The organism is Streptomyces broussonetiae (assembly GCF_009796285.1).
GTDB classification, from domain to species: domain Bacteria; phylum Actinomycetota; class Actinomycetes; order Streptomycetales; family Streptomycetaceae; genus Streptomyces; species Streptomyces broussonetiae.
In genome coordinates this window covers 6,404,889-6,420,073 of the sequence record NZ_CP047020.1, presented here as the reverse complement: position 1 = coordinate 6,420,073, position 15,185 = coordinate 6,404,889, and the positions used below count along the sequence as shown (strand labels likewise).

Here is a 15,185-nt window from a genome sequence, read left to right as displayed (position 1 = left end):
GTCCGTGACGAACAAGCCGATCCCATCCGCCGCCCCGGGCGCCGCCGACCGCGAGCGGCTCCTGCACGGCACCCATCACGACCCGCACGCGGTCCTGGGCGCCCATCCCGTGCCCGGAGGCGTCGCCTTCCGGGCGCTGAGGCCGTACGCGCGCTCCGTCACGGTCGTCGTCGGTGAGCTGCGGGCCGAGCTGCACGACGACGGGGACGGCTTCTTCACCGGCCTGCTCCCGCTCACCGAGGTTCCCGTGCACCGGCTGCTCGTGGCCTACGAGGAGGCGGTCCTGGACACCGAGGACCCCTACCGCTTCCTGCCCACGCTGGGCGAGCTGGATCTGCATCTGATCGGCGAGGGCCGGCACGAGCAGCTGTGGCAGGCGCTCGGCGCGCATGTCACCGTCCACCAGGGCGTGCCCGGCACCCGGTTCGCGGTGTGGGCGCCCAACGCGCGCGGTGTACGTCTCGCGGGCGGCTTCAACCACTGGGACGGCACCGGGTCCGCGATGCGCTCGCTGGGCTCGTCCGGGGTGTGGGAGCTGTTCGTTCCGGGTGTCGGTGAGGGCGAGCCGTACAAGTTCGAGATCACCCGCCCGGACGGCTCGCGCACCCTGCGCGCCGATCCGCTGGCCCGCCGTACGGAGGTCCCGCCCGCCACGGCGTCCCTCGTGACCGCCTCGCACCACGAGTGGGGCGACGCCCAGTGGCTGGCGCACCGCGGCGACACCCCGGTGCACGAGGCACCCCTGTCCGTCTACGAGGTCCATCTCCCCTCCTGGCGACCGGGCCTGACGTATCGTCAGCTGGCGGACCAGCTCACCGCCTATGTGAAGGAGACGGGCTTCACGCATGTGGAGCTGATGCCGGTCGCCGAGCACCCGTTCGGCGGCTCCTGGGGCTACCAGGTGACCGGTTTCTACGCCCCCACGGCCCGGCTCGGCACCCCGGACGACTTCAAGTACCTGGTGGACCGGCTGCATCAGGCCGGCATCGGGGTGCTGATGGACTGGGTCCCGGCCCACTTCCCGCGCGACGACTGGGCGCTGGCCGCGTTCGACGGGCGTCCGCTGTACGAGCACCACGACCCGCTGCGGGCCGCCCACCCGGACTGGGGGACGCTGGAGTTCGACTTCGGCCGCCGCGAGGTGCGCAACTTCCTGGTGGCGAACGCCGTGTACTGGTGCGAGGAGTTCCACATCGACGGGCTGCGCGTGGACGCCGTGGCCTCGATGCTCTATCTGGACTACTCGCGCGAGCCGGGCCGGTGGACGCCGAACGAGCACGGCGGCCGGGAGAACCTGGACGCGGTGGCCTTCCTGCAGGAGATGAACGCCACCGTCTACCGGCGCTGCCCGGGGGTCGTCACCATCGCCGAGGAGTCCACCGCCTGGGACGGCGTCACCCGCCCCACCCACCACAGGGGCCCGAGCGGCTTCGGCGGGCTCGGCTTCGGGCTCAAGTGGAACATGGGCTGGATGCACGACTCACTGGAGTACGTGCAGAAGGAACCGGTGCACCGCAAGTACCACCACCACGAGATGACCTTCTCGATGGTGTACGCCTACAGCGAGAACTACGTCCTGCCGATCTCGCACGACGAGGTCGTGCACGGCAAACGGTCCCTGGTGTCGAAGATGCCCGGCGACTGGTGGCAGCAGCGCGCCGACCACCGCGCCTACCTCGGCTTCATGTGGGCCCATCCGGGCAAACAGCTGTTGTTCATGGGGCAGGAGTTCGCACAGGGCGCCGAGTGGTCCGAGGCGCACGGACCCGACTGGTGGCTGCTCGACCCGGCGTACGGCGCCGAGGCCGACCACCGGGGCGTACGGGACCTGGTCCGGGACCTGAACGCGCTCTACCGCGCGACCCCGGCGCTGTGGCAGCGGGACACCGACCCGGCGGGCTTCCAGTGGATCACCGGGGACGCGGCCGACGACAACGTCTTCGCGTTCCTGCGCCTGGACGCGGACGGCGACCCGCTGCTCGCCGTCTGCCACTTCTCCCCGATGGTCCGCCACGACTACCGCCTCGGTGTCCCCGAGGACGTACCGGCCTGGCTGGAGGTGCTCAACACCGACGCCGTGCGCTACGGCGGCAGCGGCGTCACCCACCCGGACGCGCTCAAGCCGGAGCCGCAGGGGGCACACGGCCGCCCTGCGAGCATCAGGCTGACGCTGCCGCCGCTGGCTACGGTGTGGCTGCGGCCGGCCTGAGCGCCTCGGGCAGGTCACCGGTGTACAGCACCCCGAGCCGCTGTGTGGCCCGGGTCAGGGCCACGTACAGGTCGCTGGTGCCGTACCGGGCCGGCTCCACCACCAGCACCGAGTCGAACTCCAGGCCCTTGGACTGCCGGGGGTCGAGCAGGACGACCGTCCGGGTCAGGTCGGGTTCGGCGCCGGCCGTGACGCCGTCCAGGCGGGCGGCCAGGGCCCGGTGCAGCTCGCGCGGGGCGATCACCGCCAGCCGGCCTTCGGCGGGGGTGAGTTCGGCGACCGCCTTGACCACGGCCTCGGGCAGCTCGCCCTCGGCCTGGCGCACCCATGGCCGTACACCCGTCGAGCGGACCGAACTGGGCGGCTCGAACCGCGGGTTCTCGGCACGGACGACGGCCGCGGCCAGCTCCATGATCTCGGCCGGGGTGCGGTAGTTGACGCCGAGCCGGGTGTGCTCCCAGCGGTCCTCGACGTACGGCGCGAGGATGTCCGCCCAGGAGCCGACACCGGCCGCCTCCGCCGTCTGGGCCGGGTCGCCGACCAGGGTCATCGAGCGGGTCGGGCTGCGCCGCATCAGCAGCCGCCAGGCCATCGGCGACAGCTCCTGCGCCTCGTCCACGATGATGTGCCCGAACGCCCAGGTGCGGTCGGCCGCGGCCCGCTCGGCGGCGCTGCGGTGGTCCGCCTCCTCGTGCCGCTCGGCGAACCGTTCGGCGTCGATGATGTCGTGGGCCGAGAGGACTTCGGACCCGTCCGGGTCACTGTCCTCCTTGTCCTCGAACTCGTACGTCCGGGAGGCGTACGACACGTCCAGCACGCCCTGCGCATAGGCGACCTGGTTCTCGCGCTCGCGCTCGGCCCGGGCCCGTGCCGAGCGGTCGTCCTCGCCGAGGAGTTCGGCCGCCTCGTCCAGCAGGGGGACGTCGGCCACCGTCCAGGCGCGGGTCACCGGGCGGCGGATGGCGGCCGCGTCCTGGTCGCTCACATACCCCTGCGGCTCCGCCAGGAAGTCGGCGACCAGCCGCTGCGGGGTGATCCGGGGCCACAACTGGTCGATGGCGGACCAGACTTCGGGGTTCTCGGCGAGTTCGTCGCGGATCTGGGTGATGTCGGAGGCGTCGAGCAGGCTGCTGCCGTCGTAGGGGTCGGTGCCCACGCGCTCGGCGTACAGCTCGGTGAGGGTGTTGAGGACGTGGCCCTCGAAGTACTCACGGGCCGCGTTGTGCGGCAGCTTGGCGGCGCGGGTGCGCTCGCGGGCGACGCCGACCAGACCGTCGTCGAGCATCAGCACCTCGCGGTCGTGCTCGATCGCGATCACCGGGTCGGGCAGGGCCTGCCGGTCGCGGACGACGGCGGCGAGCGCGTCGGCCATGTCGGCGCGGCCCTTCACGGCCGCCGCCTCGGGGGTGTCGGCCGCGGTCGCCTTCACCCCGGGGAACAGCTCGCCGACCGTGGCGAGCAGGACGCCGGTCTCGCCGAGCGAGGGCAGCACCTCGCCGATGTAGCCGAGGAAGGCCGGGTTGGGGCCGACGATCAGCACGGCCCGGCGGGCCAGCAGCTCGCGGTACTCGTAGAGGAGATAGGCGGCGCGGTGCAGCGCGACCGCCGTCTTCCCGGTACCCGGGCCGCCCTCGACCACCAGCACCCCGCGGTGCGGCGCCCGGATGATCTCGTCCTGCTCGGCCTGGATGGTCTGCACGATGTCGCTCATCCGGCCGGTGCGCGCCGAGTTCAGCGCGGCCAGCAGCACCGCGTCCCCGTTGTGGTCCTCGTAACCGGTGCGGGTCGCGTCGCCGAGGTCGAGGATCTCGTCGTGCAGCGAGGTCACGGTCCGGCCCTCGGTGCTGATGTGCCGGCGGCGGCGCAGGCCCATCGGGGTGTACCCGGTGGCCAGGTAGAAGGGACGCGCGACGTCGGCCCGCCAGTCGATGAGGACCGGGGTGTGCTCGGCGTCGTCCTCGCGCAGACCGATCCGGCCGATGTGGTGGGTGGTGGCCGATGGGGGTCCCCCCGCTCGAGCGGAGCCGGTGGTGGGGGAGAAGTCGATCCGGCCGAAGCAGAGCGAGCCGTCGACGGCGTTCAGCGCGGCGAGCAGCCCCGAACGCTCGGCGACCAGGATGTCCCGCTCCAGCCGGGCCTGCATGGGCTTGTCGCCCTGGGCGAGCGCGTCCGACACCGAGGACTCGGTCTCACCGCGCAGCGCGTCCACGCGCGCGTACAGTCCGTCGATGAATTCCTGCTCGCGGCGCAATTCATCGTCTGGAAATTCGCTGTTTGACAATTCCGCTCCCGCCCGGATATACTCTGCTCAGTGAACTTCTCCGCAACTCGAATCGAATTCAAGTTGCGAACCACTGAATATACGCACAGAAATCCCCCGAGCGCAATTGCTCGGGGGATTTTTGCTGGGCGGTTCCGCTTTACAGCACGTCGGCCAGCTCCTGCAGCAGCCGCCGCTTGGGCCTGGCCCCCACCATCGAGCGCACCGGTTCGCCGTCCCGGAAGACCATCAGGGTCGGCGTCGCCAGCACCCCGTAGGCGATGGTCGTCTGCGGATTGCGGTCCACGTCGAGCTGAACGATCTTCAGCCGGTCGCCCTCCTCGAGGGCGATGCCCTTCAGCACCGGCGCCAGCTGCCGGCACGGCCCGCACCAGTCGGCCGTGAACTGCACCAGCACCGGCAGCTCCGAGTCCTTCACCTCCGCCGCGAAGTCGGCGTCCGTCACCTCTGCCAGTCCGCTCACCACGCTCATCGCGCAAGCCCTCCCAGTTCGCACACGGGCTCCGGACCCCCCGGAACCAGCGCCTCGGCGGCCAGCGCCGCACGCGCCTGCTCGGCCCGCGCCAGCTGCCCCGCGACCGTCTCCCGCACCGCCGACAGCTGCCCGACGAGCGCGTCCAGCTCGTCCAGCTTGCGCCGGTAGACCGCGAGCGAGGCCGGGCAGGAGTCGCCCTCCGGATGCCCGGCACGCAGGCACTCCACGAAGGGCCGCGTCTCCTCCAGGCCGAACCCGAAGTCCTGCAGCGTCCGGATCTGCTCCAGCAGCCGCAGGTCGGCCTCGTCGTACGTGCGGTGTCCGTTGCCGTCACGCCGGGCCGGCAGCAGCCCGCGGGTCTCGTAGTAGCGCAGGGTGCGGGTCGTGGTCCCGGCCCGTGCGGCCAGCTCGCCGATTCGCATGCCTACGACCGTAGGTGTTGACGTCGGCGTCAAGGCAAGCGAGGCGGGCCGGGAGCACGGTTCCGATGTCCGCGTGCGTCGTCCGGGTCTCTCACGTCACCACGACTGGATCTCGCCCATCTCGCCACCCCCCTTCAGGACGCCGCCGGCCTGGACCGTGACCCCCGCCGACTCCTCGACCTCCATCAGGGAAGCGCTCTGCCGCTCCTCCTCGAAGGCCCTGCGGCCACCGCGCAGACCGAACAGGCGCTTGGCCACGGCGATGTAGAGGACCGCCAGGATGTTGAGGGCGAGAGTGGCGATCTTCAGATAGCTGACCTTTTCGGTGAGTTCGTAGATCTCCAGCGGGAGAAACGCGGCCGTCGCCACCACCGTCAGGTATTCCGCCCAGCGCTTGGCGTACCAGAGTCCGACCGCCTCGACCAGCTCGATCAGGGCGTAGGCGAGCAGCAGAGCGGCGACCAGGAGCAGGGTGGAATGCTTGTACCCGAAGACCTTCTGTATGGAGCCGACGACGGGTGAGTGGTCGAGGTCGTAGTGGAAGTGGCGGAACACCGGACGGAAGACGTCCAGGTATTCGTTGAACAGCCGTCGCACCGCGTCCTGGCTGTTGCTGAACTTCCACACCGCCACGGCGACGAGGACGATGAACACCCCGCGCACCAGCCGCTCGATCGCCAGGAAGCGCAGGATGAACAGGTCACGCAGGACCTTGCCGCGCGGCACCAGCGGGGCCTCGACGGCCGGCCCCGCGCCGTGCGGTTCACCGAGCACGAAGTCACCGCAGCGCAGACAGCGCCACACCTCCCCGACCGCGGTCTCGGCATGCAGCCGCAGGCGCAGCCGGGGATCGTCGGGCGCATAGGTCACATGCCCCTTGCGCGCGCAGGTCCGCCGGTTCCAGTCGATCTTCATTCCCCCGTGCCTCCATACACGTACTGACTTACAGGTACGGACGCCACGCACGAACGTGCCGTTCCGAGTGATCCGGAGCGGCACGTTAGTGGACGGGGCAGAAAAATGCTCAGCCGGCCGCGCTGTCCGCCAGTTCCTTCTCCTGCGTCTTCACCTCCGGTGCGGGGGCTTCACGGCGGGGCAGCAGGACGGCCACCAGGACGGTGCCGATGCCGAGGATCGCCGCGCCGACCAGGCTGGTGTGCGCGACGGCGTCGGAGAAGGAGGAGCCGACCGCGTGGGCCATCTGGCGGGCACCGGCGGCGAGTTCGGCGGCCTGCTGCTTGAGCTGCGCCGCCTGCTGCGGGTCCGACGCCTTTGCCGCCTGCGCGGCCAGCGCGTGCGCCTTGTCGCTGATGCCCTGGGCGACCGCGTAGCCGGCGCCCACCGAGTCCTGTGCCGTGTCCAGGGCGCTCGCCGGGAGCTTGCTGCCGGCGGTGGCGTCGCGCAGGTGGTTGCTGTACGACGTCGCGAGCAGCGAGCCGAGGATGGCGATGCCGAGCGAGCCGCCCAGTTCCAGCGAGGTGTCGTTGACGGCGCCGCCGACGCCCAGTTCGGATTCGGGGAAGGCGCCCATGATGGCGTCGGTGCAGGGCGAGAGGGCGAGGCCGATGGCGAGGCCCAGGATGATCAGGGGGGCGAGGAAGTCGGTGTACGTCGAGCCCGCGTCGACCCGGGTGAGCAGGGCGAGGGCGGTCGTGCCGCCGACCATGCCCGCGCCGACGGTCCACTTCATCCCGACCCGCGGGGTGAGCCATCCGGTCAGGGCCGAGCCGACGAAGACCGCGCCGGCCAGCGGCAGCATCCGTACGCCGGTCTGCAGGGCGTCGTAGCCGAGGACGAACTGCAGGTGCTGGGTGAGGTAGTAGAAGGCGCCGAAGACGGCCAGGAAGAACAGGGCGACGGCCAGGTTGGAACCGGCGAAGCGGCGGTTGGTGAAGCGGCGCACGTCCAGGATCGGGCGGGGGTGGCGCAGTTCCCAGGCGATGAAGGCGACGAGGCCGACACCGGCGACGACCGCGGCCGTGATCGCCTTCGCGTGCCAGCCGAAGTGCGGGCCCTCGATGATCATGTAGACGAGCGAGCCGGTCCAGATGACCGACAGCAGCCCGCCGACGTAGTCGATGCGGTCGTGGTGGCCCGCCCTGGACGGCGGGATGAGCACGAGGGCGCCGACGATCGCGACGGCCGCGACGGGCACGTTGATCAGGAAGGTGGAGGACCAGCCGTGGTCGCGCAGCAGGGCGCCGGCGACCACGGGTCCGGCGGCGATGGCGAGGCCGGCCGTCGCCGTCCACAGGACGATCGCCTTGGCCCGCTCCTCGCGCGGGAAGGTCGCGGCGAGCAGGGAGAGCGTGGCGGGCATGATCAGTGCCGCGCCGAGACCCATCACGGCGCGGGCGGCGATGACGGTCGAGGAGCTGTCGGCGAGGTAGCCGAAGACGGCGCCGCCCCCGAAGACGAGGAGACCTAGGACGAGCGCCCCGCGCCGGCTGTACTTGTCGCCGATCGCGCCCAGCAGCAACATCAGCGCGGCGTAGGGCACGGTGTAGCCGTCGATCACCCACTGCAGGTCGGCACTGGAGAGGCCGAGGTCCTTGGTCATGTCGGGCGCGGCGACCGTGAGGGCGGTGTTCGCCATCACGATGATCAGCAGGCTCAGGCAGAGCACCAGCAGCGCCCACCAGCGCCGGGCGTAGGGGCGCTCCATCTTCTCGACCGGTTCGGTCATGACGAGTCGCATGGCAGGGGTCGCCTTCCTCAAATGCGCGACGGGAACTCCGGGGGTTGCACACTCAGGACTTGCACAGCACCGTGCAATTGCACAACCATGTGCAATGTACGCCGATTGCACAACCCTGTGCAAGTCGATCGGGGGAGGCGGAGGGAAGGCAGAATGACCGCCATGACCACGGGTAACACCAGCCGCGCCGACGCCAACCGGCGCCGCATCCTCGACGTCGCCCTCGCGGAACTGCTGCGCGATCCCGACGCCTCCATGGACCAGATCGCACGCGCCGCGGGAGTCGTACGACGGACGGTGTACGGCCACTTCCCCAGCCGCGAGACGCTGATCAGCACACTGGTCGACGAGGCGGTGGGGGCCCTGGCGCAGGCGGACGCGACGGTGCGCGAGGGGGTGAGCGACCCGGCCGAGGCGGTGGCACGCTCGGTGCTCGCGATCTGGGAGACCGCCGACCGTTACCGGCTGCTGATCGCACTGGCCCAGCGCACGGTCACCGTGCAGGGCATCCGCGAACGCCTCGCACCCCTGCGCGAGAACAAGATCCGCATCCTCCGACGAGGCCTGGACGAGGGCGTGTTCAGCTCACCGCTGCCGGCGCCGGCGCTCGCGTACGTGCACGAGCAGATGATGTTCGCGGTGATGGAGGCGGTGAACGACGGCCTCCTGAGCGCGCAGGAGGCGGGCCGCTCCGCCGCGGCCACGGTCCTGACCGCGGCGGGCATGCCCGCCGCCGCGGCCACCGCGCTGGTGGCCGAGGTGAGTACGCGGCCGTAGCGGCGTCGCGCACGAAGCCGGATGCCCGGCCCCGGTTCAGGCAGGGCCGGACATCCGGAGACTGCGGGCGGATCAGGCCTTGGCCAGCTCCCTGTCCCCGGGCTCGGGAACCTCGGCAACCGTGCCGTGCCCCTCATCCATCAGGGTGGACTCGTCGAACGGCAGCTCCCCGGCGAGCACCCGCTGCACCCGGTCCTTGTCGATCTCCTTGGTCCACGTGCCCACCAGCACCGTCGCCACCGCGTTGCCCGCGAAGTTGGTCAGCGCGCGGGCCTCACTCATGAAGCGGTCGATGCCGACGATCAGGCCGACACCGTCCACCAGCGCGGGCTTGTGCGACTGCAGGCCGCCGGCCAGGGTGGCCAGACCGGCGCCGCTGACGCCCGCCGCGCCCTTGGACGCCAGCAGCAGGAACAGCAGCAGCGGGATCTGCTCGCCGATCGACATCGGGGTGCCGAGGGCGTCCGCGATGTACAGCGACGCCATGGTCATGTAGATCATGGTGCCGTCGAGGTTGAAGGAGTACCCGGTCGGCACCGTGATGCCGACGACCGGCTTGCTGACCCCCAGGTGCTCCATCTTCGCGATGAGCCGCGGCAGCGCGGACTCCGAGGAGGAGGTGGACAGGATCAGCAGGAACTCGCGCGCCAGGTACCTGCACAGCGAGAAGACGTTCACCCCGGCGACGATACGCAGGACTGCGCCGAGCACCACGAAGACGAACAGGACACAGGTGATGTAGAAGCCGAGCATCAGCACGGCGAGGCTCTTGAGCGCGTTGACGCCCGCCGAGCCGGTCACGGCCGCGATCGCGCCGAACGCGCCGATCGGCGCGGCCCACATGACCATCGCCAGGATGCGGAAGACGAGCCGCTGCAGGTGCTCGATGCCGCGCAGCACCGGCTGCCCGACCGGGCCCATGGCCTGCAGCGCGAACCCGGCGAGCAGGGCCACCAGCAGCGTCTGCAGGACCTCGCCCTGGGTGAAGGCGGAGACGAACGTGGCCGGGATGACCGACAGCACGAAGTCGACGGGGCCCAGCGCCTTGCTGTCCACCTGGGCGTGTCCGGTCTGCTTGAGCGCGTCGGTCAGATGCAGCCCGTCGCCCGGGTGCAGCACATTGCCGACGACGAGGCCGATGGCGAGCGCGACCAGCGACATCACGAGGAAGTAGCCGAGGGCGATACCGCCGACGGCACCGACCTTGGCGGCCTTGCGCACCGACCCGATGCCGAGCACGATCGTGCAGAAGATGATCGGCGAGATCATCATCTTGATCAGGTTCACGAAGCCGGTGCCGAGCGGCTTCAGCTCGACCGCGACATCGGGCCAGATGAGCCCCACGGCGATGCCGAGCGCGACCGCCGCGATGACGGCGATGTACAGGTAGTGGGTCCGGTCCCGCTTCACGCGGGGTACGGCTGGTGCCGTATCAGGGGTGCTGGCGGCCACGGCTGCCCTCCTTGACGTCTTCGTCGGCATCACCGGCGTGCGGCTCACGTCCGGGGGTTGTGGGGGTTGCCGTGACTATCTCCTGGCCTGTGAGGGCGGTCACCCTTCCGTTCATTTAGTTCACACTTAACCGACGAGGCACACTGCTGACATGCGCGTCCCCTCCCTCCCCCGACCACGCAGCCTGGCGGGCCAGCTGTTCGCCGTGCAGGCCGTGCTGATCGCGCTGGTCGTGGCCGGGTACGCGCTGTTCACCTACGTCAGCGACCGGCAGCAGGCCGAGGACGCGGCGGTCCGCCAGGTCACGGCCGTGGCCCGGTCGATCGCGGACGCCCCCTCGGTGCGCGCGGCGATCCACACCTCCGATCCCTCGGCCGTGCTGCAGCCGTACGCGCTGCAGGTCACCCGGGACGCGGACGTCGACTTCGTGACGATCATGAACACGGACGGCATCCGCTGGACCCACCCGGACCCGAAACAGATAGGCAGACGTTTCCTCGGTCGTATCGGCCCCGCCGTGCACGGTCACACCTTCACCGAGACCTACACCGGCACGCTCGGGCCCTCCGTGCGCGCGGTGACTCCGGTCGAGGACAACGGCCGCGTCGTCGGCCTGGTCAGTGCCGGCATCAAGGTGGAGGAGATCAGTGCCCGGGTCCGGGGCCAGGTCACGGCCCTGCTCGGTGTCGCGGGCGGCACACTCTTGCTGGGCGCGGTCGGCACGTACGTCATCAACGCCCGGCTGCGCCGCCACACCCACGGCATGAACGCCGCCGAGCTGAGCCGGATGCACGACTACCACCAGGCGGCGCTGCACGCGGTCCGCGAGGGCCTGCTGATGCTGGACGGGCAGTACCGGGTGGCGCTGATCAACGACGGCGGGCGGGAGCTGCTGGGGGTGGGCGCTGAGGAGGACGTGGTCGGCCGCTCGGTGGCGGACCTGGGCCTGCCGGGCCCACTGACCGGGGCGCTGCTGTCCTCCGAGCCGAGGGTGGACGAAGTGCACCTGACGGCGACGCGGGTGCTGGTGGTGAACACCTCCCCGGTGTCGGGCGGAGAGCGCCGCGGCAGCGTGGCCACCCTGCGCGACGTCACCGAACTCCTGGCCCTGACGGGCGAGTTGGACTCCGAGCGCGGTTTCACCCAGGCACTGCGCTCGCAGGCGCACGAGGCGGCCAACCGCCTGCACACCGTGGTGTCGCTGATCGAACTGGGCCGCGCCGAGGAGGCGGTGGCGTTCGCCACGGCGGAGCTGGAGCTGGCCCAGGCCCTGACCGACCAGGTGGTGGCGGCCGTCCGCGAACCGGTGCTCGCGGCCCTGCTGCTCGGCAAGACGGCCCAGGCGAACGAGCGGGGCGTGGAGCTGGTGGTGTCCGCGGACAGCCGCCTGGACGACGGCCTGCTGCCCGAGGAGCTGTCCTCGCGGGACCTCGTCACCATCCTGGGCAACCTGATCGACAACGCGGTGGACGCGGCGCAGGGCAGCGCCGGGGCGCGGGTGACGGTGACGGCGTACGCCGCTGACGACGAGGTGGTCCTGCGGGTGCACGACACCGGCCCCGGTGTCGACCCCGCCCATGCCGACCTGGTATTCCAGCGGGGGTTCACCACCAAGCCGGCCGGCCCCGGCGGGCGGGGGCTCGGGCTGGCCCTGGTCCGGCAGGCGGTGGCCCGCCACGAGGGCACGTTGACGGTGACGGAATCCGGCAGGAACGGCGCGGACGGCGAGGGCGGAGCGGTGTTCGAGGTGCGGTTGCCGACGCGCGCGGCTTCCCCGGTGCCGGGAGGCGACGCGGTATGACGGATGCACCGGCGATCAGGGTGCTGGTGGTCGAGGACGACCCGGTGGCCGCCGACGCGCATGTGATGTACGTCGGCCGGGTGCCGGGGTTCGTCGCGGTCGGCAAGGCCCACACGGGTGCGGAGGCACGGCGCGTGCTGGACCGGGTGCCGGTGGACCTCCTTCTGCTGGACCTGCACCTCCCGGACGTGCACGGCCTCCAGTTCGCCCGCTCCCTGCGCGCGGCCGGCCATCACGCGGACGTGATAGCCGTGACGTCGGCCCGGGACCTGGCGGTGGTCCGCGAGGGCGTCTCCCTCGGCGTCGTCCAGTACGTCCTCAAGCCCTTCACCTTCGCCACCCTCCGCGACCGCCTGGTCCGCTACGCCGAGTTCCACGCGGCGGCCGGCGAGGCGAGCGGCCAGGACGAGGTCGACCGCGCCCTGGCGACCCTGCGCGCACCGACGCCGGCGGCCCTGCCCAAGGGGTTGAGCGCGCCGACGCTGGAGCGGGTGACGACAGCTCTGCGGGAGGCGGAGGAGGGGCTCACGGCGGCGGGGGTCGCCGAGGCGGTGGGCATCTCGCGGATCACCGCCCGGCGGTATCTGGAACACCTGGTGGAGGCGGGCAGGGCCGCACGCAAGCCGGTGTACGGGCAGGTGGGACGGCCGGAGCTGGTGTACCGGTGGGTGCAGGCGGCGGCGCCGGGACGCTGAGGCCACGGCGGTGGCCGGGCAACGGCCGAACCCAATCCCGCGCACACGCATTGACCTGACTAGACCACTCCTCTTACCTTCACACGGCAGTCATCTCCGCGCCACCCCCACGTGTGCTCAGGAGGTCATGCCCGTGCGCCCCACCGCCGCCCTCTCCGCCCTCCTCACCGCCGCTCTCGCCGCCACCGCGCTCAGCGCGTGCGGCAGCGGATCCGGAAGCAGCCCGAACACGCTCAAGGTGTCCTACAAGCAGTCGACCGACAACTCCATCAAGGTGATGGACACCTATCTCGCCGGGATCAAGAAGGAGTTCGAGAAGAAGTACCCGGGGAAGAAGGTCGAGTTCGTGCCGATCAAGGCACCCGACTCCGAGTACTACACCAAGGTCCAGCAGATGATGCGCTCGCCGAGGACCGCACCGGACCTGGTCTACGAGGACACCTTCCTCATCAACTCCGACATCACCAGCGGGTATTTGAAGCCCCTCGACTCCTACCTCTCCCAGTGGCCGGACTGGAAGCAGTTCATCGACACCGCCAAGGCGTCGGCGCGCGGTGAGGACGGGAAGACCTACGGCGTGCCGGACGGGACCGACACCCGTGGGCTGTGGTTCGACAAGCGGGTGTTCCGAAAGGCCGGACTGCCGGTGAACTGGCAGCCCAGGACCTGGGACGACATCCTCGCCGCCGCCCGCACCATCAAGCAGAAGGTCCCCGGCGTCGTCCCGCTCAACGTCTACACCGGCAAACCGGCCGGTGAGCGGGCCACCATGCAGGGCATGGAGATGCTGCTCTACGGCACCGGCGACGGAAAGTCCGATCCCCTGTACGACGGCGGCAGCAAGAAGTGGATCGCGGGGAGCCAGGGGTTCACGGACTCGTTGAAGTTCGTCGAGAGCGTCTACAAGGAGAAGCTCGGGCCCGACGTCTCCGATGCCCTCGATCCCAACTACACCACCACCGTCGTGGGCGAGTTGCTCCCCCAGGGCAAGCTCGGCATTGATCTCGACGGCTCGTGGCTGCCGCAGAACTGGCTGCCGGGCAGCGGCCGTGACTGGCCCGACTGGTCCAAACAGCTCGGCCTCGCGTACATGCCGACCGAGCACGGGCAGGCGCCCGGCAAGGTGAGCATGTCCGGCGGGTGGACATGGGCCGTCCCGGCCAAGGCCGCCCACTCCGACCTCGCCTTCGACTTCATCAAGACGATGCAGACGGAGGCCAACGCCAAGAAGTGGTACATCGCCAACTCCGGTATCGCGCTGCGCAAGGACGTCGCCGCCGACCCGTCGTACGCCACCGCCCAGCCCGGCATCAGGTTCTTCACCGATCTCGTGTCCAGCACCCACTACCGGCCCGCCTATCCGGCCTATCCCAAGGTGTCGACCGCCATCCAGGAGGCGATGGAGAGCGTGACCACCGGTGATGCCTCCGCACAGCAGGCGGCCGGTACGTACGACTCGACGCTCAAGGACGTCACCGGCGGCCAAGTGGTCCAGAAGTGAGGCGCTCCCCCGGCCAGGCCCGCCGGTTCGCCCGGGCGTTCCCCCTCACCCCCGCCGTCGTCCTCATCCTGCTCTTCCTGGCCGGGCCCATCGCCTACTGCGTCTACATCGCCTTCACCGACCTGCAGTTGACGGGACAGGCGCACTCCTCGTTCGTCGGGTTCGACAACTTCCGGCGGGCCTTTCGGGACAGCGAGTTCCTGAACGCCGTATGGCTGACCCTGGTGTTCACCGTGCTGTCCGCGCTCGTCGGACAGAACACCCTGGGGCTCGCGCTGGCCGCGCTGATGAAGCGGGCGTCGAAACCGGTACGGACCCTCACCGGCGGGGTCGTCGTGACCGCCTGGGTGCTGCCCGAGGTGGTCGCCGGGTTTCTGCTGTACGCCTTCTTCCGGCGGGAGGGGACGCTCGACGCCATCCTGGCCTGGCTTCATCTGCCCCGGCAGAACTGGCTGTTCACCCTCCCCATCCTCGCCGTGTCCTTCGCCAACGTCTGGCGCGGTACGGCGTTCTCCGTGCTGGTCTACTCCGCCGCGCTCGACGAGATACCCGCCGAGATCACGGAGGCCGCCGAGGTCGACGGGGCCGGCGGATGGCGGCGGATGTGGCACATCACCCTGCCGATGATCCGCCGGTCCATCGCCACCAACCTCATGCTCAACACGCTCCAGACGCTCTCCGTGTTCGGGCTGATCTGGGTGATGACCCGGGGCGGCCCGGGGAACAAGAGCCAGACCCTGCCGCTGTTCATGTACGAACAGGCCTTCCAGAACAGCATGATCGGGTACGGCACCGCGGTCGCCCTGCTCCTGCTGCTCGTCGGATCCCTGTTCTCCGTCGTCTATCTGCGCCTGCTGCGGACGGAGGTGTGACA

At 70.5% G+C, this 15,185-nt stretch carries 12 protein-coding genes; 6 read left to right on the top strand and 6 right to left on the bottom strand.

The window, feature by feature from the left end; genetic code table 11:
• Positions 1–4 precede the first annotated feature (4 nt).
• Positions 5–2,209: a 1,4-alpha-glucan branching enzyme gene (glgB, locus tag GQF42_RS29730; RefSeq protein WP_158924922.1), complete on the top strand. Its 2,205-nt coding sequence runs from the start codon at positions 5–7 to the stop codon at positions 2,207–2,209.
• Here glgB and GQF42_RS29725 read toward each other — a convergent pair.
• The 5 genes from GQF42_RS29725 to GQF42_RS29705 form a co-directional block, all read right to left on the bottom strand.
• A complete protein-coding gene (locus GQF42_RS29725; RefSeq protein ID WP_199273110.1) occupies positions 2,184–4,460 on the bottom strand; it encodes a HelD family protein in 2,277 nt (758 codons plus the stop codon). The genes glgB and GQF42_RS29725 overlap by 26 nt on opposite strands.
• Positions 4,461–4,629: 169 nt before the next feature.
• Entirely contained in the window at positions 4,630–4,962 is a 333-nt protein-coding gene (gene trxA, locus GQF42_RS29720) for a thioredoxin (RefSeq protein ID WP_325100362.1), read from the bottom strand.
• Entirely contained in the window at positions 4,959–5,387 is a 429-nt protein-coding gene (locus tag GQF42_RS29715; protein ID WP_158924920.1) for a MerR family transcriptional regulator, read from the bottom strand. The genes trxA and GQF42_RS29715 overlap by 4 nt, the downstream gene beginning before the upstream one ends.
• Before the next feature lie 96 nt (positions 5,388–5,483).
• Positions 5,484–6,302, bottom strand: a complete 819-nt coding sequence (locus tag GQF42_RS29710; RefSeq protein ID WP_158924918.1) for a DUF2127 domain-containing protein — start codon at positions 6,300–6,302, stop codon at positions 5,484–5,486.
• A 109-nt stretch (positions 6,303–6,411) separates the two neighbouring features.
• Positions 6,412–8,085 (bottom strand): MFS transporter, encoded by a 1,674-nt coding sequence (locus GQF42_RS29705; RefSeq protein WP_158924916.1) that lies wholly within the window; start codon positions 8,083–8,085, stop codon positions 6,412–6,414.
• Positions 8,086–8,238: 153 nt separating this feature from the next.
• On the opposite strand from GQF42_RS29705, the gene GQF42_RS29700 reads away from it, so the two are divergent.
• The gene (locus GQF42_RS29700) at positions 8,239–8,862 is read left to right on the top strand and encodes a TetR/AcrR family transcriptional regulator (protein WP_158924914.1); all 624 of its coding nucleotides are present in this window, start codon (positions 8,239–8,241) and stop codon (positions 8,860–8,862) included.
• A 72-nt stretch (positions 8,863–8,934) separates the two neighbouring features.
• Here GQF42_RS29700 and GQF42_RS29695 read toward each other — a convergent pair whose 3' ends face one another.
• A complete protein-coding gene (locus GQF42_RS29695; RefSeq protein ID WP_158930739.1) occupies positions 8,935–10,344 on the bottom strand; it encodes a cation:dicarboxylate symporter family transporter in 1,410 nt (469 codons plus the stop codon).
• A gap of 121 nt (positions 10,345–10,465) precedes the next feature.
• Between GQF42_RS29695 and GQF42_RS29690 the strand changes: the two genes are divergently transcribed.
• The 4 genes from GQF42_RS29690 (at position 10,466) to GQF42_RS29675 (ending at position 15,183) form a co-directional block, all read left to right on the top strand.
• Entirely contained in the window at positions 10,466–12,115 is a 1,650-nt protein-coding gene (locus GQF42_RS29690) for a sensor histidine kinase (RefSeq protein WP_158924913.1), read from the top strand.
• A complete protein-coding gene (locus GQF42_RS29685; RefSeq protein ID WP_158924912.1) occupies positions 12,112–12,810 on the top strand; it encodes a response regulator in 699 nt (232 codons plus the stop codon). Before GQF42_RS29690 ends, GQF42_RS29685 begins: the two co-directional genes overlap by 4 nt.
• Positions 12,811–12,937: 127 nt before the next feature.
• Complete coding sequence (locus GQF42_RS29680) at positions 12,938–14,311, top strand: extracellular solute-binding protein (RefSeq protein WP_158924911.1); 1,374 nt, start codon at positions 12,938–12,940, stop codon at positions 14,309–14,311.
• On the top strand, positions 14,308–15,183 hold the full coding sequence (locus GQF42_RS29675) for a carbohydrate ABC transporter permease (RefSeq protein WP_158924910.1): 876 nt from the start codon (positions 14,308–14,310) through the stop codon (positions 15,181–15,183). The genes GQF42_RS29680 and GQF42_RS29675 overlap by 4 nt, the downstream gene beginning before the upstream one ends.
• Positions 15,184–15,185: the final 2 nt, after the last annotated feature.

What these genes read in the sequence shown, in the direction of transcription:
- trxA (WP_325100362.1), bottom strand. Translation starts at nt 4,962, where the DNA reads ATGAGCGTGGTGAGCGGACTGGCAGAGGTGACGGACGCCGACTTCGCG.
- GQF42_RS29690 (WP_158924913.1), top strand. Translation starts at nt 10,466, where the DNA reads ATGCGCGTCCCCTCCCTCCCCCGACCACGCAGCCTGGCGGGCCAGCTG.
- GQF42_RS29685 (WP_158924912.1), top strand. Translation starts at nt 12,112, where the DNA reads ATGACGGATGCACCGGCGATCAGGGTGCTGGTGGTCGAGGACGACCCG.
- GQF42_RS29710 (WP_158924918.1), bottom strand. Translation starts at nt 6,302, where the DNA reads ATGAAGATCGACTGGAACCGGCGGACCTGCGCGCGCAAGGGGCATGTG.
- GQF42_RS29695 (WP_158930739.1), bottom strand. Translation starts at nt 10,344, where the DNA reads ATGCCGACGAAGACGTCAAGGAGGGCAGCCGTGGCCGCCAGCACCCCT.
- GQF42_RS29715 (WP_158924920.1), bottom strand. Translation starts at nt 5,387, where the DNA reads ATGCGAATCGGCGAGCTGGCCGCACGGGCCGGGACCACGACCCGCACC.
- GQF42_RS29700 (WP_158924914.1), top strand. Translation starts at nt 8,239, where the DNA reads ATGACCGCCATGACCACGGGTAACACCAGCCGCGCCGACGCCAACCGG.
- GQF42_RS29705 (WP_158924916.1), bottom strand. Translation starts at nt 8,085, where the DNA reads ATGCGACTCGTCATGACCGAACCGGTCGAGAAGATGGAGCGCCCCTAC.
- GQF42_RS29680 (WP_158924911.1), top strand. Translation starts at nt 12,938, where the DNA reads ATGCCCGTGCGCCCCACCGCCGCCCTCTCCGCCCTCCTCACCGCCGCT.